Origin of the sequence: Streptomyces sp. Tu 2975 (assembly GCF_009832925.1) — a bacterium.
Classification (GTDB): domain Bacteria; phylum Actinomycetota; class Actinomycetes; order Streptomycetales; family Streptomycetaceae; genus Streptomyces.
This window is the reverse complement of record NZ_CP047140.1, coordinates 4,360,445-4,381,794: the sequence shown is the minus strand read 5'-3', so window position 1 is coordinate 4,381,794 and position 21,350 is coordinate 4,360,445. Positions and strand designations below refer to the sequence as shown.

Sequence of the window (21,350 nt, the reverse complement as noted above, 5' to 3'; positions counted from 1 at the left end):
TAGCTTTCCTGAAATCAATTATTGAACGCAAAACCATCCGAACGTACCCATGGTTACTCATGGTGGTCGGCCTGCGGTCCTAGGACCCGGCTGGTCCCCCGGCCCGATGCGCCGACGGAACGGCCGACACTAGCGTTCCTCATGTGTTGCATACGACCCCCGCTCCGGCCGCTCCCGCCATCCCCCATCCTGAGGGGGTGAGCAATGAGGAATTCCGTGCCGCCATGTCCCGTCTGGCGGCCGGCGTGGTGCTGGTCACCGCGCACGACGCCGACCACGGGCCGCGCGGCGAGGACGTCGGCATGACGGCGACTGCCTTCATGTCCGTCTCCCTCGAGCCGCCGCTGGTCCTCGTCAGCCTGCGCAACGGCTCACGCATGGACGACCTGCTCGCGGAACAGCCGCTGTGGGGAGTCTCCGTCCTCACCGAGGGCCAGCGGCAGATCGCCGGACGCTTCGCGATGAAGGGCCGGCTCAGCGACCGCCTGCTCTTCGACGATCTGCCCCATGAACGCGGCGAGATCTGCGGGTCGCCTCTGGTGAAGGGCGCGCTGGCGACCCTCGAATGCCGTACCGAACAGCGGGTGGAGGCCGGCGATCACACGCTGGTGATCGGTCACGTCCTGAAGGTGGGCCTCTCCGACATGGTCGCCGGGCCCCTGACGTACTTCCGGGGGCGGTACCGGCACCTCGGGTGAACGGGCCCAGGTGCGCGCACCGGAACCGAAGGGGCGTGCGGCGCGCTACCAGTCGCGGCCGGCGCGGCCACGCTTGGTCTCCGCGCGCTGCTTCTTCTCCCGCAGCCGGCGCTCGTTGATGCCGCGCGGGATCTTCGTCGCCCGGCGGGGCCTCGGCGGCGGGGCGGTCGCCTCGGCCAGCAGGGACGCCAGCCGTACCGCGGCGGTTTCGCGGTTCCGCCACTGAGAGCGGTGCTCCGAGGCGCGTACGGCGATCACACCGCCCACCATCCGGCTCGCGAGCCGCTCCAGCGCGCGGTCCTTCCAGACCGGCGGCAGCGCCTCCGTCCTCGCCAGGTCGAAGCGGAGCTCCACCTGCGAGTCGCTGGTGTTGACGTGCTGGCCACCGGGCCCCGAGGACCGCGAGAAACGCCACATGAGCTCGGCCTCCGGCAGGGAGACGGAGCCGCGGATGATGTAGGGCCCGGACATGCCATCCATGGTCCCCCGCCCCGGACGTACCCGTCACCCTCTTTTCTCCCCGGCCCTCCGCCCGGTTCCCCCGTCCGGCCCGCTCGGCTGAGAGGAACCGGACCTCGACGGATGGAACCTGACGGTCCCCTGCCCGCGTTATGACCTGTGACGGTAGCTTCGGGAGGACCCGTAGCCCGCAGATTCGAAATGAAGGGGACTTCCCAATGGCAGTAAGCCTGTCCAAGGGCGGCAACGTCTCGCTCACCAAGGAGGCCCCGGGCCTGACCGCCGTCACGGTCGGCCTCGGCTGGGACGTCCGCACCACCACCGGCACGGACTTCGACCTCGACGCGTCCGCGATCGGTGTGAACAACGCGGGCAAGGTCGCCTCCGACGCCCACTTCGTCTTCTTCAACAACAAGGCGACGCCGGACCAGACCATCGTCCACACCGGCGACAACCGCACCGGCGAGGGCGGCGGCGACGACGAGCAGATCAACGTCAACCTCGCGGGTCTGCCGGCCGACGTCGACAAGATCGTCTTCCCCGTCTCGATCTACGACGCCGTCTCCCGCAGCCAGAACTTCGGCCAGGTGCGCAACGCCTACATCCGCATCATCAACCAGGCCGGCGGCGCGGAGATCGCCCGCTACGACCTGAGTGAGGACGCCGCCGTCGAGACCGCCATGGTCTTCGGCGAGCTCTACCGCAACGGCGCGGAGTGGAAGTTCCGCGCGGTCGGCCAGGGTTACGCCTCCGGCCTCGAGGGCATCGCCCGCGACTTCGGCGTCAACCTCTGACCTGACGTCACGGCCCGACGTCCGACGCGGTGTTCGACAGGGCCCCGGCCGCGAGCCGGGGCCCTGTCGCGCTCACGGCTGCGAAGGTTTCTCGTCCCCGTACAGCCACACCTTCCACAGATCCGTCAGGTCCTTGCCCGACGTCGCCTCCGCATAGGCGGTGAAGTCCGCTGTGGACGCGTTGGCGTGACGGTGCTTCCGCGCCCAACCGCGCACGATCTTGAAGAACACGTCGTCGCCGACCTGCTCGCGGAGCTTGTGCAGCACCATCGCCCCCCGCCCGTAGACCGGCGCCGCGAAGATGTCCTCGGCGCGCGGAGGCACGGCCGGGGCGAAGGTCCAGTTCTCCCGGTCCGCGAAGGCGTCCTCGAAGCTCTCCCGCACCGGGGTACGCCCGGCCTCCGCCAGCCACATCCACTCGGCATAGGTGGCGAAGCTCTCGCTCAGCCAGATGTCCCGCCAGGTCGCGGGCGTCACCGAGTTGCCGAACCACTGGTGGGCCAGCTCATGGACGAGGGTCTCCTCGTCGAACCGGTCCAGCGGGAGGACCGGCCGGCTCTGCGTCTCCAGCGCGTATCCGACCTCCCCGGCCGGCACGACGACCGCGCCCGCCGACGAGAACGGGTACGGCCCGAACTTCTCCGTCCCCCACTCGACGATCCGCGGGATCCTGCGCAGCAGCGCCGAACTCTTCTCGGCCGCCGCCGGATCGACGGCCGTCACCACGGGCAGCCCGGCAGCCGTGCGGGTGGTCGCCGTACGGAAGTCGCCGACCGCGAGCAGGACCAGGAAGCTCGCCATCGGCTCCTCGGTACGCCAGGTGAAAGCGGTCCGCCCGCCCTTCGTCCGCTCACCGGCCGGCTCGCCGTTCGACACCGCCTCGTAGCCGTCGGGAACGGTGACGGTGATGTCGTACGCGGCCTTGTCCGCCGGGTGGTGGTTGCCGGGGAACCACGCCATGGAACCGACCGGTTCGCCGACCGCGAGGGCGTCGCCGTCCGGCCCCGGCAGCCAGCCCTCCTTGGAGCCGTCGGCGTCCGTGACCGTCTGCGGGACCCCGGCGTACCGGACCACGGTACGGAACTCGACGCCCATGTCGATGTCCCGGCGCGGACGCACCGTCAGTTCCGTACCGGCCCGGTTGACGGCGGCCTCCACGCCGTCGACCGTCACCCGCTCCACCGTCATCCCGCGCAGGTCGAGGTGGAAGGCGCTCAGGTCCTGGGTGGCGAGCGCCGTGAGCTCCGCGGTGCCGTGGAGACGGCCGGTGCGGGGGTCGTAGCCGAGTGAGAGTCCGTAGTGCCGGACGTCGTAACCGCCGTTGCCGAGCCGGGGGAAGTAGGGGTCACGGAGCCCCGCGGCGCCCGGCGTCCCCCGCACGCCCCCGCCACCGGAACAGCCCGTGGCGGCGGCCGCGACCAGCAACAGGGCGAGCGCGGTACGCAGGAGGGCGGGGCGGCGGGAGACGTACGGGTCCACTCCAGGATCCTAAGCAGGCGGCACCCCGGGACGGGTCCTGAACAGCCCGCCCCGGACGCCCGCCCGGTCAGCGGCCGAGCGCGGCGGCGCCTGCCCGGGCGAACTTCTCGTCCAGGTCGCCGCTCGGCGCGCCCGCCACGCCGATGCCGGCGACCGGAGCGCCCTTGGCCTGCACCGGCACACCGCCACCGAGGAACAGCGTCCCCGGGATGTCCTTCAGGTTCGGGGCCTGCTCCAGCCGCTCGACCAGCTCGGAGGTGGCAGCGTTCCAGGACACCGCGGTGTACGCCTTCTTCTCCGCCGACTCGTACGACTGCGGGCCCGCACCGTCGCCGCGCAGGGTGACGATCGTGTTGCCGTTCCGGTCGACGACGGCGACGGTGACGCGCTGGTTCTCCTGCTCCGCGGCGTCGAGCGCGGCCTGCGCCGCCCTGGTGGCCGCGTCGATCGTCAGGTGCGTGGACTGCTGAAGGCCGCGGGACGAGACGTCGGCGGTGACGGCGGCCTTGGTCTCGGCGGCCGGGGCGGAGGCGTTCGCCGCTACGGCGCCGAACGTGCCGGCGGCGACAACGGCTGCGGTGGCGGCGCCGATCAGGGTCTTCTTCATCCGGGTGGCTCCTTCATGAGGGCGGCTGCTCCGCCGTGGCTCTCGTTCTGCCATCGATCCTCCGGCCGTGGACGGCCCGGTACGGTCCACGCTCCGGCTGCCTCCGGCGCGCATGATGGACGACGGGCGTGTCAGCCGATCGGTTGACGCCCCCATGGGTCCGCCGGGCCACCATGAAGAACCAGGCCCAGGTCAGAGGCCTGGGCGGTCGAGGAGACGACGGTGGACAAGGAGCAGGACCGGGGCGGAGCCCGAGCCTCCGAGGGGGTACGGCCCCGGGAGCGGACCCGTCCCCCGGTGCGGGACCGGCACGGCGAGCAGGCGAGCGGGCAGCACCGCGAGCAGGATCCCGACGCCCGGTGGCTGGCCGGTGTGATGCACGCGGCGTTCTTCCTGCTGCTCGGCGCCTCGCTCGCCCGGTATCTGCTGCGCCACCCCTGGGAGTTCCGGTCCCCGTGGATCATCGGGCTCTCGGTTGCCCTCGCCGTCCTGTACACCGTGGGCCCCGTGTTCGGCCCGCGCGCGACCCCCCGCCGGCTGATGTGGCTGGTCACCGTCGTGGCGGTCTGGGTGGTCCTCGTCCTCCTCGCCCCGAGCTTCGCCTGGTGCGCCGTGCCCCTCCTCTACACCGGGCTGCGGGCGCTGCCGACCCGCGCGGCGATCGCCCTGGTCGCCCTGCTCACGGTGTTCGTCGTCGCCGCGCAGCTGCAACTCGCGCAGGGCGGCTTCGACCCGAACCTCGTCATCGCGCCGCCCGCCGTCGCGGCCGTCGCCACGGCCGTCTTCGTCCACGCGGAGCGGCTTGCCGACCGCCGCCGGGCGCTCATCGACGACCTGGTCCGCACCCGCCGGGAACTCGCCGCCACCGAGCGCCGCGAGGGCACCCTCGCCGAACGGCAGCGGCTGTCCATGGAGATCCACGACACCCTGGCGCAGAGCCTGTCCAGTCAGCAGATGCTGCTCCAGGCCGCCGACCGCACCTGGGACAGCGACCCGTCCGCAGCCCGCGGCCACGTCCGTACCGCCGGGTCCATCGCGGAGCGCAGCCTCGCCGAGGCCCGCCGCTTCGTCCATGACCTGGCCCCCGCGGACCTCGCCGAGGGCGGGAGCCTCCCCGAGGCGCTCAGGGCGCTCGCCGCCCGGGAGTCCACCGATGCCCTCCCCGTCCGCTTCCACCTCGACGGCCCGCCCGCGCCGCTGCCGGACCGGGTCCAGTCGGCGCTGCTGCGTATCGCCCAGGGCGCGCTGGCGAACGTGCGGGAACACGCCGGAGCCACCGCCGCCACGCTGACCCTCACGCTCATGGGCGACCAGGTCGTCCTGGACGTAGCGGACGACGGACGCGGCTTCGACCCGGCCGCCGGCCGCTCCTCCCCCGGCGTACGGGGACACGGCCTGCCCGCGATCAGGGCACGTGTCGAACAGCTCGGCGGCACCCTCACCGTCGAATCCGCACCCGGCGAGGGCACCGTCGTGTCCGCCGCGATCCCGTTGGAGGCCCGGCCATGACAGCCGTACGGATCCTGCTCTGCGACGACCACGCCGTCGTCCGCGCCGGGCTGCTCGCGCTCCTCGGCAGTGAGCCCGACATCGAGGTCGTCGGTGAGGCCGGCAGCGGTGAGGAGGCCGTCGCGACGGCCGCCAAACTGAGGCCGGACGTCGTCCTGATGGACCTCCAGCTGGGCGCGGGCATCGACGGCGTCGAGGCCACCCGCCGTATCGCCTCGCCCGGCACCCATGTGCTGGTCCTGACCACGTACGACACGGACGCCGACATCACCCGGGCCATCGAGGCCGGGGCGACCGGCTACCTCCTCAAGGCGGAACGCCCCGAGGAGCTGTTCGCGGCGATCCGCGCGGCCGCGCAGGGCCGCACCGCGCTGTCGGCGCCCGTGGCGAGCCGGGTCATGGACCGTATGCGCGGAGCCGCCGGCCCGTCACTGACCGACCGGGAACGCGACATCCTCGGCCAACTGGCACGCGGCCTCGGCAACCGCGAGATCGCCCGCGCCCTGTTCATCAGCGAGGCGACCGTGAAGACCCACCTGGGCCGTATCTACGCCAAGCTCGGCGTCGACACCCGGGCAGGCGCGGTGGCGGTGGCGAAGGAGCAGCGCCTGCTGCCGTGACGCCCTGCGCGGCTGCGGCGGCCCGGGCTCCTGGAGGCCGGTGCGCGCAGTGCCGTGGGCGCCGGCGGCCCGACGCGTCCGCGGCCCGGGCCCGCCTCCGGCCGCGGGTCGTCCGAAGCGCACCGCCCGCGATTCGACCGCCCCTGTGGACGGCACCGCGGCGACACGTCTGCGACCTGTGGCCCAAGTCGTCTCCGCCGCACGGCGGAGACGGTCCGCCGCACAGAAGGAAGCGTCACCGCACCCTCCGCGGCCAACGTGGATGTCATGAGCACCCCGACCGGATCCTGCCGCCCGTCAGCCCTCCCCACCGCCACCGTGCAGGCGGCCGCCCCCGCTCCGCGCTGGGCCCGCCGTGCCGCCCACGCCATCGCCCTGTGCGCCCTGCCCTCCGGGCTGTGGCGCATCGCCATGGCGAGCGGAATCCACGTCGGCTACAGCGAACAGGTCCTTCGCGACGCCTTCGGCATCCCCGGCTGGGGCGTCGCCTACGTCGTCGGCCTCGCCGTCGTCTCCGAGCTCGCCGCCCTGTTCCCCCTGCTCCTGGTCAGCGACCGGTGGCAGCCCCTGCGCCCCCGCACGCTCGCCGCCCTCGCCTGGACCGCGTCCGCCCTGACGATCGTCTTCGCGCTGTCGCAGCTGGTGGTCCTGTTCACCGTGGAGAGCCGGACCTACCTGACGGGCACCGCCGAGACCGTCTGGGCCTTCTGCTTCGGACCGCTCGCCGCCGTCCCCTTCCTGCTGACCGCCGTCACCTGGTCGTACAGCAGGCGCCGCCGGGCATGACACCATCGACCACGTGCTCGACATCGGCTACTCCCTCTCGCGCCGCTTCCCCGACCCGCCGCAGACCGACTACCGGCGCGCGGACGTACAGGCGCTGCGCCACGACCTTTTCTGCGGCGACGTCTATCTCGCCGACACAGAGAAGGACCGGGAGGTTTCCACAGCCTGGGGGTGGGTCCCCGTACTCGACTTCGCCTGGGCCCTGTGCGACATCGTCGAGCAGCTCGACCGCGACCCGCTCGGCAGCCGCGCGTCGAAGCCCCAGTACGCCGAGCTCGACTTCACGGAGTCCAGCGACCGGATGCTCTTCGAGCGCCGCTTCGGATGGGTCGACGTCGAGGCCGACTGGATGCCCGGCGACGAGCCGCCGATCACCTTCAACCACGCCGAACTCCGCCGTGAGGCCCGCGACTTCCTGCACGACCTGATCGCCGACCTCACCGACATGCACGAGGGTCTCGGCGACAACCCGGTGATCTGGGACCTTCAGGCCCGCTTCCCCCGCACGGCCTGACCCGAGGCGGCCTGCCCCGGCCCCTATTCCACGCGTACGCCGATCTGCGCCGCGAACGCCGGTGCCAGTTCCAGCAGTTGCCCGGGGCTGATCACCGCACCCGCCAGCCGCTCCACACCGCGCGCGATGTCCAGCTCCGCGGCCCCCCGCAGATCGACGTCCTTCATCCGCACCGCGGTCAGATCCACCCGGCGCAGCACACAGTCCCGGAACTCCACCCGCTCCAGCCGCGCGCCCCCGAAGTCCGCCTCCGACAGCACGCAGCCGTGGAACACGACGTCCGTCAGTCTCGCCTCCCGCAGATTCAGGTAGTCGATCTTGCCGCCGCGCAGCACCACCCCCGTCAGCGACGCCCCGTGCAGCTGTGCCCCGCCCAGCCGCGCCTCCCGCACCTCCACGTCACGCAGCGAGGCCCCGGCGAGATCCGCCCCCACCCCGCGGACCCCCTCGAGCACGCAGTCCACGAAACGGGCCTGCGTCAACTGCGTCCCGTCCAGCGCGCAGTCCGTCAGCGCGCAGTCGATGAACCGGGCCCCCGCCCCCTGCTGACCGCCCAGGTCCAGCCCCTCGAACCGCACCCCGTCGTAATCCCCGTCAGGCGCCAGGGCGCCGCCGCCGAACTCCTCGAGTTGCGGCAGCCGCACCTCGGTCACCCTCGCCGCCGCCACTGCCGGTCTCCGCGCCTTCGCCATTCCCCCATGGTGACGTGCGCCACTGACAACGCCTTCCCGCCCGTCCGATGTCACACCCCCCGGCCCCCGATCCGTCGCATTCCTGAGAGCGACGAGCCGAACGACCCGGGAGAGACATCCATGCAAGAGATCACCGTCATCGGCGGCGGCTTCGCCGGCCTCACCGCGGCCATCACCGCCGCCGAGTGCGGCGCCCGCGTGTTCCTGTACGAGGCCCATCACACCCTCGGGGGACGCGCCCGCACCGGCGACGGCCCCTACCGGACCAACGACGGCCCCCATGCCCTCTACCACCGCGGCCCCCACTGGACCTGGCTGAAGCAGCGGGGCCTGCTCGGCCCCCTCGCATCCCTGTCCCCCCTCGAAGGTGCACGCTTCCGCTTCCGCCGCGACGGCGCGCTGCGCAGGACCCCGCCCCTCGGAATGCTCCGGCTCGCCCGCCGTCCGGCCGGCTCGGCCCCCGTCGACACCGACTTCCTGACCTGGGCGACGACCGTCGCGGGCGAGCGCGCCGCCCGGGCGGCCGCCCACTACATGGGCGTCGCGCTCTTCCACCACGACCCCGGCTCGCTCTCCGCCGCGTTCGTCCAGGAACGCCTCCGGCGGGCCACGGCACTGCCGCCGGAGGCCCACTACCCTCGCGGCGGCTGGGGGCAGGTCATCGAGCGGATGGCCGCCCGCGCCTGGGACCTGGGCGTACGCATCGAGACCATGTCACGCGTCGACGCCCTGCCCGAGAGGCACGGCCCCGTCATCGTCGCCACCACCCTCGACGCGGCCCGTCGCCTCCTCGGTGACGACACCCTGCGCTGGACCAGCGGCCGCACGACCCTGGTCGACCTGGCGCTGCGGACCCGGCGCGGCGACGCGTTCGTGGTCTCCGATCTCGACGCCCCCGGCTGGCTGGAACGCTTCACCGCCCAGGACCCGACCCTCGCCCCCGCCGGGGAACAACTGGTGCAGGGGCAGCTCCCCGTGGGCCCCGACGGCACCAAGGCCGACGGCACCGCCCATGCGGAGGCCCTCCTCGACCTCGGCTTCCCCGGCTGGCGGGAGCGGACCGTGTGGCGGCGCGAAGCGCTCGCGAACGGCCGCACCGGGGCCGTCGACCTGCCCGGCACCACCTGGCGCGACCGACCCGCCATCGACCGCGGGGACAGCGTCTACCTCGCCGGGGACCAGGTGGCGGCGCCGGGGCTGCTCTCGGAGGTGTCCTTCAACAGCGCGCTGGAGGCGACCTCGCTCGCCCTGCGCGGCAGCTCGCACCGGGCGACCCGCAACCACCTTGACGTCAAGCGCGCTTGAGGTTGAAGAGTGGGCCGGACGACCCCATCGCAAGGGAGCCCACACCATGCACGCCGTCCGCCTGCACTCCTTCGGCCCCGCAGAGAACCTGTCCTACGAAACGGCCGACGACCCCGTACCCGGCCCCGGCCAGGTACGGATCGCCGTCGCCGCCGCCGGTGTCCATCTCCTCGACACGGCACTGCGCGAGGGCGCGCGGGGTCCGTACCCGGTCACCGTGGAACTGCCGACGATCCCCGGCCGCGAAGTCGCCGGCGTCGTCGAGTCCCTCGGCGAGGGCACCGACCCCGTCTGGCTCGGCAAGCGCGTCGTCGCCCACCTCGGCATGGCGCCCGGGGGCTACGCCGAACTCGCCGTCACCGACGCCGACCGTCTCCACGAGATCCCCGGGGAACTCGACGAGGCGGCGGCCGTCGCCATGATCGGCACCGGAAGGACCGCGCTCGGCATCCTCCAGTACACCGACCTCGGCCCCGACGACATCGCGATCGTCCCCGCCGCCGCGGGCGGCATCGGCACCCTGATCGTCCAGTACGCCAAGAACGCCGGCGCCACCGTCATCGGCCTGGCCGGCGGCCTCGCCAAGACCGCCCGCGTCCGCGACAACGGCGCCGACCTGGCCGTCGACTACACCCGGCCGAACTGGCCCGACACCGTCCGCGGCCACCTCGGCGACCGGCGCGCCTCCGTCGTCTACGACTCCGTCGGCGGCGAGGCCGGCCGCGCCGCCGTGGACCTTCTCGGCAAGGGCGGCAAGCACATCGTCTTCGGCTGGTCCAGCCAAGCCATCCTCTCCGACAGCCCGCTCACCCTCACCGAGGAGGAACTCGCCGAACGCGGCATCACCTCACAGGGCGTACTCGGCCCCGCCATGCTCGAGAAGGCCGGCGGTCTGCGCGCCCTCGAGAGCCGCGCCCTCGCCGAGGCCGCCGCCGGCCGGCTCCGCCCCGCCGTCCAGCGCTACGCCCTGGCGGACGCCGCCGACGCGCACCGCGCCCTCGAGACACGCGGCACCGTCGGCAAGGTCGTCCTCGTCCCGTAGGCCCCCGATCCGTCACGTCCCGCGCCTTGGCACCGGTCCGTGAAGGAGAAGATCAGGCTCCGAGGCTCTTGAGCGCCCCGTCGGTCAGCCGGTAGACCGTCCACTCGTCCTGCGGCCGTGCCCCCAGCGACCTGTAGAAGTCGATCGACGGGGTGTTCCAGTTCAGCACCGACCACTCCAGACGCTCGTAGCCGCGCTCCACACAGATCCGCGCCAACTCCGTGAGCAGCGCCTTCCCGTGGCCGCCGCCCCGCAGCCCCGGCCGCACGTACAGGTCCTCCAGGTAGATCCCGTGCACACCGCGCCACGTCGAGAAGTTCAGGAACCACAGCGCGAAACCGGCGACCTCGCCGTCCTCCGTCTCCGCGATGTGCGCGAACGCGGCAGGCCGCTCACCGAACAGCGCCTCACGCAGCTGCTCCTCGGTCGCGTTCGCCTCGTGCAAGGCCTTCTCGTATTCGGCGAGCTCCCGGACCATCTCGTGGATCACGGGCACATCTGCGGGCGCGGCAGTACGAATCATGCGACCAGCCTGTCCCTACGACCGCTCGTCGTGCCAGAAGATTCCACGGAGCGGACCACCGCCCGCCCGGCAGGCGCCCATGCCGCGGCCCTACGTCGCGGAAAGCGGCCCGGAGCAGTAAATTCCCGCCACACGGCCCACCCACCGGCAGGGAAAGCAGCGACCCACATGAACACCGTCAACGGCGGCATATCGTTCTGGTACGCACAGGACGGCGTGCCCGTCCCCCGCGAACCCCTCCCCGGCGACAGCAGCGCCGACGTCTGCATCGTCGGCGGCGGATACACCGGCCTGTGGACCGCGTACTACCTCAAGAAGGCCGTCCCGTTCCTCAACATCACCGTCCTGGAGGCCAAGTTCTGCGGCTACGGAGCCTCAGGACGCAACGGCGGCTGGCTCTACAACGGCATCGCCGGACGCGACCGCTACGCCCGGCTCCACGGCCACGACGCCGCCGTACGCCTCCAGCAGGCCATGAACGACACCGTCGACGAAGTCGTCCGCGTCGCCGGCGACGAGAGGATCGACGCCGACATCCACAAGGGCGGCGTGCTCGAGGTCGCCCGCACCCCCGCCCAGCTCCAGCGCCTGAGGGACTTCCACTCCGTCGAGATCGCCTTCGGCGAGAAGGACCGGGTCCTGCTCGGCGCCCGCGAGACAGCGGAACGCGTCCACGTCAGCGGCGCCGTCGCCAGCACCTGGACCCCGCACGGCGCCCGCCTGCACCCCGTGAAACTCGTCAAGGGCCTGGCCGCCGCCGTGGAGGCGCTCGGCGTCACGGTCCACGAGTCGACACCCGTCACGGAGATCAGGCCCAAGCACGCCGTCACCCCGTACGGCACCGTCCGCGCCCCCTACATCCTGCGCTGCACCGAAGGGTTCACCGCGTCCCTCAAGGGCCAGCACCGCACCTGGCTCCCCATGAACTCCTCAATGATCGTCACGGAGCCGCTCCCCGACGACGCATGGGACGAGATCGGCTGGTCCGGCCGCGAGACCCTCGGCGACATGGCCCACGCCTACATGTACGCCCAGCGCACCGCCGACAACCGCATCGCGATCGGCGGCCGCGGCGCCCCCTACCGCTACGGCTCCCGGACCGACAACGACGGACGCACCGGCCCCGCCACCGTCGAGGCGCTCCGCGAGATCCTGATCCGCTTCTTCCCCCGACTCGCCGGCACAGGGATCGCCCACGCCTGGTCGGGCGTCCTCGGCGTCCCCCGCGACTGGTGCGCCACCGCCACCCTCGACCGCTCCACCGGCCTCGGCTGGGCCGGCGGCTACGTGGGCTCCGGCGTCGCCACCTCCAACCTGGCCGCCCGCACCCTGCGCGACCTGATCCAGCAGGACTCCGGCCAGTCGGGCCCCACCGACCTGACCGCGCTCCCCTGGGTCAACCACAAGGTCCGCAAGTGGGAACCCGAACCCCTGCGCTGGCTCGGCGTCCACACCCTCTACACCGCCTACCGCAGGGCCGACCGGCACGAGGCCGCCGCCCACACCCCGACGACGGCCCGGCTCGCGACCCTGGCGGACAAGATCTCCGGACGCCACTGACCGGCACACGCAGAAGGGCCCCGGACGGTCTGTCCGGGGGCCCTTCGCGTGCTGGAGCCTCCTGTCGGAGTCGAACCGACGACCTCAAGATTACAAGTCAAGCGCTCTAGCCAACTGAGCTAAGGAGGCAGCGAGAGAAGTGTAACCAACGCCCGCGCCGCCCCGGCGGGATTTCTCCCGCCACCGGCTACTGACAGATCCTCGATCGCCAGGTAGCGTCACGGCAGGTCCACTCCGTTGGACCAGACCACTCCCTTACTCGGATCGTCCGGCACGTTCCTGCCGGTGAAGGAGACACATCAGCATGGCCACTGTCACGTTCGACAAGGCGACCCGGATCTACCCGGGCTCCGAGAAGCCCGCCGTCGACCAGCTCGAGATCGAGACCGAGGACGGCGAGTTCCTCGTACTCGTCGGGCCGTCCGGCTGCGGCAAGTCGACCTCCCTGCGGATGCTCGCGGGTCTCGAGGACGTCAACGGCGGATCCATCCGGATCGGCAACCGCGACGTCACGCACCTGCCGCCGAAGGACCGGGACATCGCCATGGTGTTCCAGAACTACGCGCTCTACCCGCACATGACCGTCGCCGACAACATGGGCTTCGCGCTCAAGATCGCCGGCGTCAACAAGAGCGAGATCCGCAAGAAGGTCGAAGAGGCCGCGAAGATCCTCGACCTCAGCGACTACCTGGACCGCAAGCCGAAGGCCCTCTCCGGTGGTCAGCGCCAGCGTGTCGCGATGGGCCGCGCCATCGTGCGTGAGCCGCAGGTCTTCCTCATGGACGAGCCGCTGTCGAACCTGGACGCCAAGCTCCGTGTCTCCACCCGTACGCAGATCGCGAGCCTGCAGCGCCGCCTCGGCATCACCACCGTGTACGTCACGCACGACCAGGTCGAGGCCATGACCATGGGCGACCGGGTGGCCGTGCTGAAGGACGGCCTGCTCCAGCAGGTCGACTCGCCGCGCAACATGTACGACCGCCCCGCCAACCTCTTCGTCGCCGGCTTCATCGGCTCGCCGGCCATGAACCTCGTCGAGGTCCCGATCACCGACGGTGGCGTGAAGTTCGGCAACAGCGTCGTCCCGGTCTCCCGCGAGGCCCTGTCCGCCGCCGCCGACAAGGGCGACACCACCGTCACGGTCGGCGTCCGCCCCGAGCACTTCGACGTCGTCGAGCACGGCGCGGGCGACACCAAGACCCTCTCCAAGGACGCCCCGGCCGGCCTCGCCGTGTCCGTGAACGTCGTGGAGGAGCTCGGCGCCGACGGCTACGTCTACGGCTCCGCCCAGGTCGGCGGCGAGCACAAGGACCTCGTCGTCCGCGTCGGCGGCCGTGCAGTCCCGGACAAGGGCAGCGAGCTCCACGTCGTGCCGCGCTCCGGCGAGATCCACGTCTTCTCGACGTCGACGGGCGAGCGCCTCAGCGGCTGACCCGCCTAGCGGCCGGGCCGCGAAGCACAGCAGCGACGAACGGCCGGCCCCGCACTTCGGTGCGGGGACCGGCTTTTCGGTTAATTGGGCAAATAAGGCGTCAGAGACGGACGTTCGGGCTATTTCACCGTCCGGCGTCAACACGGTAATCGAAAGGCGCGGTCGAACCATCCCTCGCGTGAGTGACTAAATGTCGCCAAATCATCACCGGCCGCTACGCTCGCGAGCGTGACCCACACAGCCCGCCGAATCGGCCGCACTCTCGCCCTCGTTCTGCCTGTCGTCCTGGTGCTCTCCGGAACCCTCGCGGTCACCGCCGTCCCGTGGGCAGGGCAGGCCACCCAGTCGCAGATGATCACCGCCTCCTCGGAGAACGTGTCCGTACGCGCCAAGTCCCGGGCCCCGCAGGACGTCCTGCGCGACCGGCTGCTCATGGAGCTGCAGACCAAGGACCCGGGTGTCGCGCTCACCCACCTCCAGCGGGAGATCGAGGCGCGCCCGTCGCTCGCCGAGCACTGCATGTCCCTCGCGCGTGCCCTCGGCCGCGCCGCAGTGGACCTCTACGGGCCGACCCGCGCCCAGTCGTTCTCCCGGCCCGTCTGCGACACGTCGTTCGCCACGGGCGTCGCCCAGCAGGCCCAGGGCTCCTGACGGCCGTCGCGGACATGAGGGCCCGGCGACGCCCCCGCCGGGCCCTGACCGCTGCCCGGGGCGCTCCCGCGCCCCCACGGGCAGCCTCTCGCGCCCCGCACGGCCACTGACGCCGTCCCGGGCCCAGGGGCGGCCGACCCGCCGCATATCGTTCAGGCCATGCAAACGCCTACGTTTCCGACGCAGGCCGTTGTCCTGGCGGGCGGCCAGGGCTCTCGGCTGCGCCCGTACACCGACGACCGCCCCAAGCCGATGGTCGAGATCCCGGGGACCGGCACCCCGATCATCGGCCACCAGCTTGCCTGGCTGGCCGAGGAGGGCGTGACCGATGCCGTGGTGTCCTGCGGCCACCTCGCAGAGGTGCTCCAGGAGTGGCTGGACAGCGCGGTCCTTCCCCTGCGCGTCAAGACCGTCGTCGAGACGGAGCCCTTGGGCCGGGGCGGCGGCCTCAAGTACGCCGCGGCCGCCCTGCCGCATCCCGACCAGCCCTGGTACGCGACCAACGGCGACATCTGGACCCGCTTCTCGCTGCGGGAGATGGCCGCCTTCCACGCCGAACGCGACGCCGCGGCCACCCTCGCGCTCGCGCGTCCGCGCATCCCCTGGGGTGCCGTGGAGACGGACGCCTTCGGGCACATCACGGACTTCATCGAGTCACCGCCGTCGCCGTACCTGATCAACGCGGGCGTGTACGTCTTCTCCGCGGAGTTCACGGGGTTCCTTCCGGATGTGGGCGACCATGAGCGGACGACGTTCCCGCGGCTGGCGCGCGAGCGCCGGTTGGCCGGCTTCCCGTTGCCCAACGGTGCCTACTGGCGGGCGATCGACACGGCGAAGGACCTGACGGAGGCCGCCAAGGAGCTCTCCACCCAGGTGCGTTGACCTTCCCGTCCCACGCTTCCTGCTGAACGGACGGAGGGGCGGCCACCGGGATCGATCCCGGTGGCCGCCCCTCCGCTCTGTCGCGGACGGACGTTCAGCCCAGCAGGCCGCCGATCACGCCGCCGCCCCCGTCGGAGCCGCCGCTGCCGCCGTCGGAGCCGCCCGAGCCGCCGCCCGAGCCGCCGCCGGTCGTGCCTCCCGAGCTGCTGCCGCCGGTCGAGGTCGGTCCCGTCGTGCCGGAGGACGGCGGAGGGGCGGGCTGGGAGCCGCTGGGCGACTGCGGGCCGCTGCCCTGGGTCTCGCTGGGCGTACCGGCGACCTGGCCGCTCTCCCGCACGGCTTCCCGCGCGGGCGTGGACGCCGCTTCCTTGGGCTTCTCCGTGGGCCGGCTGGCGGTCGGGGAGGGCTTCTCCTTGCGCGGGCGCGGCGAGCCGGCGCCGGTTCCCGTCTCCTCGGGCAGCGGGGCGCCGGGCAGGTAGTTGGTCGGGTTCTGGTTCGGGCCGGGCACGGTGACCATGTCGTTCGAGCGGACGGCGCCGCCGAGGATCGAGCCCACGAGCATCGTGAGGCCGACGACGACCGCGGCGACGAGGCCGCCGCGGCGCAGGACGCGCCGCCGGAGGTCCCACAGTTCGGAGCGGGGCCCGAGGGTGCGCCAGGCCTCGCCGGCGAGACGGCCGTCGATCGAGTAGACGGGGGCGCCGGCGATGATCAGCGGCGACCATGCCGCCAGGTAGATGAGGTCCGGCGTCTCGTAGACGGGGACCGACCGCCAGCTCACGGTCATGATCAGCGCCGCGGAGAGCAGCGCGCCGACGACGGCCGCGACGCGCTGCCACAGCCCGAGGACGGTGAGGACGCCGACGATGACCTGGAGGAAGGCGACGGTGAGCCCGGCGCCGACCGGGTGGGCGACCGCGAAGTCACGCATCGGCTCGCCGAGCGCCCACGGGTTCAGGGCGTTGAGCCACTTGACCATGGAGCCGCGGTCGCCGCCGTCGAAGTAGACGGGGTCGCAGAGCTTGCCCATGCCGGCGTAGACGGAGATGAGGCCGAGGAGCACCCGCAGCGGCAGCAGCACCACTCCGAGGTTCATCCGGCGTCCGGGGTAGTAGGCGTGCCGCACGGAGTCGGCGCCGTGGCGCTGCGGGGAGCGTCGCTCGGCGCGGTCCCGCTCGAAGCCCTCGTCGTCGTACGCCTCGACCTCGTACGTCCCCGCGTCGTACGGCTGCTCGCCGTGGGACGGGCCGGTGTCGTACGAGTCGTAGGCGCCGACGGCCTGCCGCATCGGGGGCAGCAGCGGCTTGTCCCGGCCGGGGCCGCCGGGGGCGGGGACCGTGGGGGCCGCCACGGTCCCGTCGAGGTCGACGCGGGGCATGACCTGGGTGGCGCCCGCGGTGTAGGCCTCGTGCTCGAGGGTGGAGTTGCGTACGGCCTGGAGCAGCCCGGTCGCCCCGGAGTCCCCGGGGGCCGACCTGCCGCTCCATACGACGGGCGCCCTGCGCGGCCTTCCCGCCGCGCCGGCTCCGGCGAGCGGGGCGAGGCGCGCGGTGTCCGCCACGGCACGTGCGGGGCGCGGGCTCCGGGCGAGCTGCACCCGGAAACTGGCGTGGCTGACGATGACCTGCGCGGGATCGCAGTCCACCTTCACCATGCTCAACGCAGGCTGATCATCGAACCCGGACCGGGGCGTTCTGGTGTCCACACTCATCTAACCGAGTGATGCGTGATTAGGGCACGGCCTGACGGGCCCGATCTGTCCGAGACCCGTCAAGCGTTCCTTATCGACCGGTTTACGCCCACAGCGGTCCGAAAACGGCCCAATACGGTACTCAGGCGCGCCGCTTGGCCGCCTCGTACAGGACGACACCGGCCGCGACACCGGCGTTGAGAGACTCCGCCCCGCCCGGCATGGGGATGCGGACCAGGTAGTCGCAGGTCTCGCCGACGAGACGGGACAGGCCCTTGCCCTCGCTGCCCACGACGATGACCAGCGGCCCGCCGAGAGCCTCGAGGTCCCCGACCTCGCTCTCGCCGTCGGCGGCCAGACCCACGACGGTCAGACCGGCTTTCTGGTACGACTCCAGGGCGCGCGTCAGGTTGGTGGCCCGCGCGACCGGCGTACGGGCGGCCGTACCGGCGGAGGTCTTCCAGGCTCCCGCGGTCATCCCCGCGGCGCGGCGCTCGGGGACGACCACGCCGTGGCCGCCGAAGGCCGACACGGAACGGACGACGGCGCCCAGGTTACGGGGATCTGTGACACCGTCGAGGGCGACGATCAGCGGGTCCTCACCGTCGTCGAACGCGGCGGCGGCGAGGTCCTCCGGGTGCGCGTACTCGTACGGCGGGACCTGGAGCACGAGGCCCTGGTGATTGAGCCCGTTCGTCAGCCGGTCGAGCTCGGGGCGCGGCGCCTCCATGATGTTGATGTTGCCGCGTCCGGTTGCGAGCTGGAGCGCCTCGCGCACCCGCTCGTCGTTGTCGATGAACTGCTGGACGTAGAGCGTGGAGGCCGGCACGCCGTCGCGCAGCGCCTCGAAGACCGGGTTGCGGCCGACGACCATCTCGGACGTGCCCTTGCCACCGCGGCGGGCGACGGGCCGACGGCTGGTGGCCTTCCTCGCCTGCGCGTTGGCGACGCGGTTCTTCTTGTGCCCCTTACGGGCGGAGGCGGGCGGCGTCGGGCCCTTGCCCTCGAGGCCGCGGCGACGCTGGCCACCGCTGCCGACCTGCGCGCCCTTCTTGTTGGACGTGCGGCGGTTCCTGCGCTGGCTGTTCCCGGCCATGACTTTTCGTTCCTCTGGATCGCGTCGTTAAGTGAAAGTGTGCCGCCCGGAACACCGGGCGGCACATGCGCCCGGTGCTCAGCGCGGTCCGAGTGTCCAGCGCGGTCCGTCGGGACCGTCCTCGATGACGAGTCCGGACTGGTTCAGCTGGTCGCGGATGGCGTCCGCCGTGGCCCAGTCCTTGCGGGACCTGGCCGACTCGCGCTGCTGGAGCACGAGCCTGACGAGCGTGTCGACGACCCCGTGCAGGTCTTCGCCGCGGTCGGCCTCGCCGGCCCAGTGCGGGTCGAGCGGGTCCAGGCCGAGGACTCCCAGCATGGCACGGACCTCGGCGAGGCGTGCCACGGCTGCTTCCTTGTCGTCGGCGGCCAGCGCGCTGTTCCCCTGCCGGACCGTGGTGTGGATGATCGCGAGGGCCTGCGGTACGCCCAGGTCGTCGTCCATGGCCTCGGCGAACGCGAGCGGCACCTCGGCGGCCGGCGCGACCGCGCCCGCCTTCTCGACGACCCGCTGGACGAAGCCCTCGATCCGGGCGAACGCCGACTCGGCCTCGCGCAGGGCCTCCTCGCTGTACTCGATCATCGAGCGGTAGTGCGGGGTGCCGAGGTAGTAGCGCAGGACGATCGGGCGCCAGTTCTTCACCATCTCGGAGACGAGCACCGAGTTGCCGAGCGACTTCGACATCTTCTCGCCGCTCATGGTGACCCAGGCGTTGTGCACCCAGAACGAGGCGAAGGCATCGCCGTAGGCCTTGGCCTGGGCGATCTCGTTCTCGTGGTGGGGGAAGATCAGGTCGAGACCGCCGCCGTGGACGTCGAAGGCCTCACCGAGGTACTTGTGCGCCATCGCCGAGCACTCCAGGTGCCAGCCCGGCCGGCCGCGGCCCCACGGGGTCTCCCAGGAGGGCTCGCCCGGCTTGGTCGCCTTCCACATGGCGAAGTCGCGCGGGTCGCGCTTACCGGTGATGCCCTCTTCCGTGGGCTGGCGCAGGTCGTCGATGTCCTGGTTGGACAGCGCCAGATAGTCGGGGAAGGACCGCACGTCGAAGTAGACGCTGCCGTCGGCCTCGTAGGCGTGCCCGCGCTCGATCAGGCCGCGCATCATCTCGACCATCTCGGTGATGTGGCCGGTGGCGCGGGGTTCGTAGGTGGGCGGGAGGCAGCCGAGGACCTCGTACCCGTCGTTGAAGGCACGCTCGTTCTCGTAGCCGATGGACCACCAAGGGCGGCCCTGGTCCGTCGACTTGGTGATGATCTTGTCGTCGATGTCGGTCACGTTCCGGATGAACGTGACGTCGAAACCGCGGTACTCGAACCAGCGGCGCATGATGTCGAAGTTCAGTCCCGACCGGATGTGCCCGATGTGCGGGGCGGCCTGCACCGTCGCACCGCACAGGTAGATCGAGACACAACCCGGCACGAGAGGGGCGAAGTCACGGATCTGCCGGGCGCTGGTGTCGTACAGGCGAATGGTCACGCAACAAGGGTAGTGGGCGCGTGGTAGTGCCTCGCGACCGTTTCCTGCCAGGACGTGACATCAGGGTGACGCGGATTACACCCCCGTCCGCCGCCCGTCACCCCGTGCGGACCACGAGCGCGGTCGCCATGGCGGCGAGCCCTTCCGCCCGTCCCGTCAGGCCGAGACCGTCGGTGGTGGTCCCGGAGACCGCGACCGGCGCGCCCACCGCGGCGGACAGCGCCTTCTGCGCCTCCTCGCGGCGCTTGCCGATCTTGGGGCGTACGCCGATCACCTGAACGGAGACGTTGCCGATCTCGAACCCGGCGGCACGCACGATCCGCGCCGCCTCCGAGAGCAGGGCGACCCCGGAGGCGCCGGACCACTCGGGCCGCGACGTACCGAAGTGCGCGCCGAGGTCACCGACGCCGGCGGCGGAGAAGAGGGCGTCGCACGCGGCGTGCGCGGCGACGTCACCGTCGGAGTGTCCCGCGAGGCCGTACCCGTCGCTTTCCGCGCCTTCCCAGAGCAGGCCGGCGCACCACAGTTCGCGCCCCTTCTCGAAGGCGTGCACATCGGTGCCGATGCCGACCTGCGGCAGGCGGAGCTCCTCAGAAGCCATCGGTGGCCCTCCTCCGGGCGAGTACGGCCTCGGCCAGCACGAGATCGAGCGGCCGGGTCACCTTGAACGCTTCTTCGTGCCCCGGGACGACGACGACCCGCAGGCCCAGCTGCTCGACCATGCTCGCGTCGTCGGTGACGTTGTCGGTGACCGTCGCGTGCGCGCGCACCAGGGTCTCGCGCTCGAAGCCCTGGGGGGTCTGCACGGCGCGCAGAGCGGCCCGGTCGGGAGTGGCGACGACGGGCTCCGGCTCGTCCTTGCCGGCCGGTTCGACCTGCTTGACGGTGTCCGCGAGGGGCAGCGCGGGCACGACGGCGGGAGCGCCGTCGCGTACGGCCTCGATGACCGCGTCGACGGTCTCCACGGGCACCAGCGGGCGGGCCGCGTCATGCACGAGGACGGTCCCGATGTCGTCGGGGAGCGCGTCGAGACCGAGGCGTACGGATGCCTGGCGGGTGTCACCGCCGGGGACGACGAGGTAGTCCGTCCGCTCGGGCAAGGAGTGCGCGTCGAGGAGCCGCTTCACCTCGGGAGCCCCGTCGGGCGGCGCGACCACCACGACCAGTGAGACGGCCCGGGACGCGGCCATGGCGCGCACGGCGTGGACGAGCATGGGCGTGCCGTTGAGCGCGCGGAGCGCCTTCGGGGCACCGGGGCCGAGCCGCACACCCCGGCCGGCGGCCGGGATCACGGCCGCGGTGCGGTGGTGGCGCGATACGTCTGACATCGGTTGCACTCCGGCAGGTTTGTTTCCTCAGCCGACATGGGTATGGCCACAGCGTGCCGGGCGCGACGCCTTGACGGGCCCTTCCGTGACCACTGGTCTGCGCCAGCCGCCGAGGCCCGGCACGCCACGGTGCCGGACGACGACGGTCGCGACCGTCAGAAAGTTGCGACCCTTGCGAGCCTTCAGCTGCGACCGTTCACACACATG

General features: G+C 72.1%; 22 protein-coding genes and 1 tRNA gene. 12 read left to right on the top strand and 11 right to left on the bottom strand.

Annotated elements, in window-relative coordinates; genetic code table 11:
* The first annotated feature begins 197 nt into the window (after positions 1-197).
* A complete protein-coding gene (locus GLX30_RS19440) occupies positions 198-698 on the top strand; it encodes a flavin reductase family protein (RefSeq protein WP_159690500.1) in 501 nt (166 codons plus the stop codon).
* Positions 699-743: 45 nt separating this feature from the next.
* On the opposite strand, the gene arfB is transcribed toward GLX30_RS19440, so the two are convergent.
* Complete coding sequence (gene arfB / locus GLX30_RS19435; RefSeq protein ID WP_159690497.1) at positions 744-1,178, bottom strand: alternative ribosome rescue aminoacyl-tRNA hydrolase ArfB; 435 nt, start codon at positions 1,176-1,178, stop codon at positions 744-746.
* A 197-nt stretch (positions 1,179-1,375) separates the two neighbouring features.
* Here arfB and GLX30_RS19430 point away from each other — a divergent pair, with 197 nt between their 5' ends.
* Entirely contained in the window at positions 1,376-1,951 is a 576-nt protein-coding gene (locus GLX30_RS19430; protein WP_005315705.1) for a TerD family protein, read from the top strand.
* A gap of 72 nt (positions 1,952-2,023) precedes the next feature.
* Here the strand turns inward: GLX30_RS19430 and GLX30_RS19425 are convergent, their stop codons facing one another.
* Together GLX30_RS19425 and GLX30_RS19420 are read right to left on the bottom strand one after the other, a co-directional pair.
* Positions 2,024-3,430, bottom strand: coding sequence for a M1 family metallopeptidase (locus GLX30_RS19425; RefSeq protein WP_159690494.1), 1,407 nt, complete (start codon positions 3,428-3,430; stop codon positions 2,024-2,026).
* Between the two features lie 67 nt (positions 3,431-3,497).
* A complete protein-coding gene (locus GLX30_RS19420) occupies positions 3,498-4,037 on the bottom strand; it encodes a heme-binding protein (protein ID WP_159690491.1) in 540 nt (179 codons plus the stop codon).
* Positions 4,038-4,412: 375 nt separating this feature from the next.
* On the opposite strand from GLX30_RS19420, the gene GLX30_RS19415 reads away from it, so the two are divergent.
* From GLX30_RS19415 to GLX30_RS19400, 4 genes are all read left to right on the top strand, one after another.
* The gene (locus GLX30_RS19415) at positions 4,413-5,546 is read left to right on the top strand and encodes a sensor histidine kinase (protein WP_159695126.1); all 1,134 of its coding nucleotides are present in this window, start codon (positions 4,413-4,415) and stop codon (positions 5,544-5,546) included.
* Positions 5,543-6,166: a response regulator transcription factor gene (locus GLX30_RS19410; protein WP_159690488.1), complete on the top strand. Its 624-nt coding sequence runs from the start codon at positions 5,543-5,545 to the stop codon at positions 6,164-6,166. Before GLX30_RS19415 ends, GLX30_RS19410 begins: the two co-directional genes overlap by 4 nt.
* A gap of 267 nt (positions 6,167-6,433) precedes the next feature.
* Positions 6,434-6,952 (top strand): hypothetical protein, encoded by a 519-nt coding sequence (locus tag GLX30_RS19405; protein WP_159690485.1) that lies wholly within the window; start codon positions 6,434-6,436, stop codon positions 6,950-6,952.
* Positions 6,953-6,965: 13 nt separating this feature from the next.
* Positions 6,966-7,466 carry a hypothetical protein gene (locus GLX30_RS19400; RefSeq protein WP_005315692.1) on the top strand — a complete coding sequence of 167 codons (501 nt, stop codon included), beginning with the start codon at positions 6,966-6,968 and terminating at the stop codon, positions 7,464-7,466.
* Between the two features lie 23 nt (positions 7,467-7,489).
* On the opposite strand, the gene GLX30_RS19395 is transcribed toward GLX30_RS19400, so the two are convergent.
* Positions 7,490-8,158 (bottom strand): pentapeptide repeat-containing protein, encoded by a 669-nt coding sequence (locus tag GLX30_RS19395; protein WP_244258221.1) that lies wholly within the window; start codon positions 8,156-8,158, stop codon positions 7,490-7,492.
* Positions 8,159-8,278: 120 nt separating this feature from the next.
* On the opposite strand from GLX30_RS19395, the gene GLX30_RS19390 reads away from it, so the two are divergent.
* Entirely contained in the window at positions 8,279-9,463 is a 1,185-nt protein-coding gene (locus tag GLX30_RS19390) for an NAD(P)-binding protein (protein ID WP_159690482.1), read from the top strand.
* A gap of 46 nt (positions 9,464-9,509) precedes the next feature.
* On the top strand, positions 9,510-10,505 hold the full coding sequence (locus tag GLX30_RS19385; RefSeq protein WP_159690479.1) for a zinc-binding dehydrogenase: 996 nt from the start codon (positions 9,510-9,512) through the stop codon (positions 10,503-10,505).
* A 52-nt stretch (positions 10,506-10,557) separates the two neighbouring features.
* Here GLX30_RS19385 and GLX30_RS19380 read toward each other — a convergent pair whose 3' ends face one another.
* Entirely contained in the window at positions 10,558-11,028 is a 471-nt protein-coding gene (locus tag GLX30_RS19380) for a GNAT family N-acetyltransferase (protein WP_159690476.1), read from the bottom strand.
* A 168-nt stretch (positions 11,029-11,196) separates the two neighbouring features.
* Between GLX30_RS19380 and GLX30_RS19375 the strand changes: the two genes are divergently transcribed.
* Positions 11,197-12,588: an FAD-dependent oxidoreductase gene (locus tag GLX30_RS19375; protein WP_159690473.1), complete on the top strand. Its 1,392-nt coding sequence runs from the start codon at positions 11,197-11,199 to the stop codon at positions 12,586-12,588.
* Positions 12,589-12,640: 52 nt separating this feature from the next.
* On the opposite strand, the gene GLX30_RS19370 is transcribed toward GLX30_RS19375, so the two are convergent.
* Positions 12,641-12,717: transfer RNA gene (locus GLX30_RS19370), tRNA-Thr, on the bottom strand.
* A 175-nt stretch (positions 12,718-12,892) separates the two neighbouring features.
* Here GLX30_RS19370 and ugpC point away from each other — a divergent pair.
* The 3 genes from ugpC to GLX30_RS19355 all read left to right on the top strand — a co-directional run bounded on the left by ugpC (position 12,893) and on the right by GLX30_RS19355 (position 15,553).
* On the top strand, positions 12,893-14,020 hold the full coding sequence (ugpC, locus tag GLX30_RS19365; protein WP_159690470.1) for a sn-glycerol-3-phosphate ABC transporter ATP-binding protein UgpC: 1,128 nt from the start codon (positions 12,893-12,895) through the stop codon (positions 14,018-14,020).
* A gap of 228 nt (positions 14,021-14,248) precedes the next feature.
* Positions 14,249-14,671: a hypothetical protein gene (locus tag GLX30_RS19360; RefSeq protein ID WP_159690467.1), complete on the top strand. Its 423-nt coding sequence runs from the start codon at positions 14,249-14,251 to the stop codon at positions 14,669-14,671.
* A 159-nt stretch (positions 14,672-14,830) separates the two neighbouring features.
* Positions 14,831-15,553 (top strand): nucleotidyltransferase family protein, encoded by a 723-nt coding sequence (locus tag GLX30_RS19355; protein ID WP_159690464.1) that lies wholly within the window; start codon positions 14,831-14,833, stop codon positions 15,551-15,553.
* A gap of 94 nt (positions 15,554-15,647) precedes the next feature.
* Here GLX30_RS19355 and GLX30_RS19350 read toward each other — a convergent pair whose 3' ends face one another.
* The 5 genes from GLX30_RS19350 to ispD form a co-directional block, all read right to left on the bottom strand.
* Positions 15,648-17,207 carry a DoxX family protein gene (locus GLX30_RS19350; RefSeq protein ID WP_159690461.1) on the bottom strand — a complete coding sequence of 520 codons (1,560 nt, stop codon included), beginning with the start codon at positions 17,205-17,207 and terminating at the stop codon, positions 15,648-15,650.
* Between the two features lie 178 nt (positions 17,208-17,385).
* Positions 17,386-18,339, bottom strand: coding sequence for a 23S rRNA (guanosine(2251)-2'-O)-methyltransferase RlmB (rlmB, locus tag GLX30_RS19345; protein ID WP_159690458.1), 954 nt, complete (start codon positions 18,337-18,339; stop codon positions 17,386-17,388).
* 78 nt (positions 18,340-18,417) lie between these two features.
* Positions 18,418-19,815, bottom strand: coding sequence for a cysteine--tRNA ligase (gene cysS, locus GLX30_RS19340; RefSeq protein WP_159690455.1), 1,398 nt, complete (start codon positions 19,813-19,815; stop codon positions 18,418-18,420).
* 97 nt (positions 19,816-19,912) lie between these two features.
* Positions 19,913-20,416, bottom strand: a complete 504-nt coding sequence (ispF, locus tag GLX30_RS19335) for a 2-C-methyl-D-erythritol 2,4-cyclodiphosphate synthase (RefSeq protein WP_159690452.1) — start codon at positions 20,414-20,416, stop codon at positions 19,913-19,915.
* Positions 20,406-21,143: a 2-C-methyl-D-erythritol 4-phosphate cytidylyltransferase gene (gene ispD, locus GLX30_RS19330; protein WP_159690449.1), complete on the bottom strand. Its 738-nt coding sequence runs from the start codon at positions 21,141-21,143 to the stop codon at positions 20,406-20,408. Before ispD ends, ispF begins: the two co-directional genes overlap by 11 nt.
* Between the last annotated feature and the right edge of the window lie 207 nt (positions 21,144-21,350).

What these genes read in the sequence shown, in the direction of transcription:
- arfB (WP_159690497.1), bottom strand. Translation starts at nt 1,178, where the DNA reads ATGGATGGCATGTCCGGGCCCTACATCATCCGCGGCTCCGTCTCCCTG.
- GLX30_RS19430 (WP_005315705.1), top strand. Translation starts at nt 1,376, where the DNA reads ATGGCAGTAAGCCTGTCCAAGGGCGGCAACGTCTCGCTCACCAAGGAG.
- GLX30_RS19420 (WP_159690491.1), bottom strand. Translation starts at nt 4,037, where the DNA reads ATGAAGAAGACCCTGATCGGCGCCGCCACCGCAGCCGTTGTCGCCGCC.
- GLX30_RS19415 (WP_159695126.1), top strand. Translation starts at nt 4,413, where the DNA reads ATGCACGCGGCGTTCTTCCTGCTGCTCGGCGCCTCGCTCGCCCGGTAT.
- GLX30_RS19410 (WP_159690488.1), top strand. Translation starts at nt 5,543, where the DNA reads ATGACAGCCGTACGGATCCTGCTCTGCGACGACCACGCCGTCGTCCGC.
- GLX30_RS19405 (WP_159690485.1), top strand. Translation starts at nt 6,434, where the DNA reads ATGAGCACCCCGACCGGATCCTGCCGCCCGTCAGCCCTCCCCACCGCC.
- GLX30_RS19395 (WP_244258221.1), bottom strand. Translation starts at nt 8,158, where the DNA reads ATGGCGAAGGCGCGGAGACCGGCAGTGGCGGCGGCGAGGGTGACCGAG.
- GLX30_RS19390 (WP_159690482.1), top strand. Translation starts at nt 8,279, where the DNA reads ATGCAAGAGATCACCGTCATCGGCGGCGGCTTCGCCGGCCTCACCGCG.
- GLX30_RS19385 (WP_159690479.1), top strand. Translation starts at nt 9,510, where the DNA reads ATGCACGCCGTCCGCCTGCACTCCTTCGGCCCCGCAGAGAACCTGTCC.
- GLX30_RS19380 (WP_159690476.1), bottom strand. Translation starts at nt 11,028, where the DNA reads ATGATTCGTACTGCCGCGCCCGCAGATGTGCCCGTGATCCACGAGATG.
- GLX30_RS19375 (WP_159690473.1), top strand. Translation starts at nt 11,197, where the DNA reads ATGAACACCGTCAACGGCGGCATATCGTTCTGGTACGCACAGGACGGC.
- ugpC (WP_159690470.1), top strand. Translation starts at nt 12,893, where the DNA reads ATGGCCACTGTCACGTTCGACAAGGCGACCCGGATCTACCCGGGCTCC.
- GLX30_RS19355 (WP_159690464.1), top strand. Translation starts at nt 14,831, where the DNA reads ATGCAAACGCCTACGTTTCCGACGCAGGCCGTTGTCCTGGCGGGCGGC.
- GLX30_RS19350 (WP_159690461.1), bottom strand. Translation starts at nt 17,207, where the DNA reads ATGGTGAAGGTGGACTGCGATCCCGCGCAGGTCATCGTCAGCCACGCC.
- rlmB (WP_159690458.1), bottom strand. Translation starts at nt 18,339, where the DNA reads ATGGCCGGGAACAGCCAGCGCAGGAACCGCCGCACGTCCAACAAGAAG.
- ispF (WP_159690452.1), bottom strand. Translation starts at nt 20,416, where the DNA reads ATGGCTTCTGAGGAGCTCCGCCTGCCGCAGGTCGGCATCGGCACCGAT.
- ispD (WP_159690449.1), bottom strand. Translation starts at nt 21,143, where the DNA reads ATGTCAGACGTATCGCGCCACCACCGCACCGCGGCCGTGATCCCGGCC.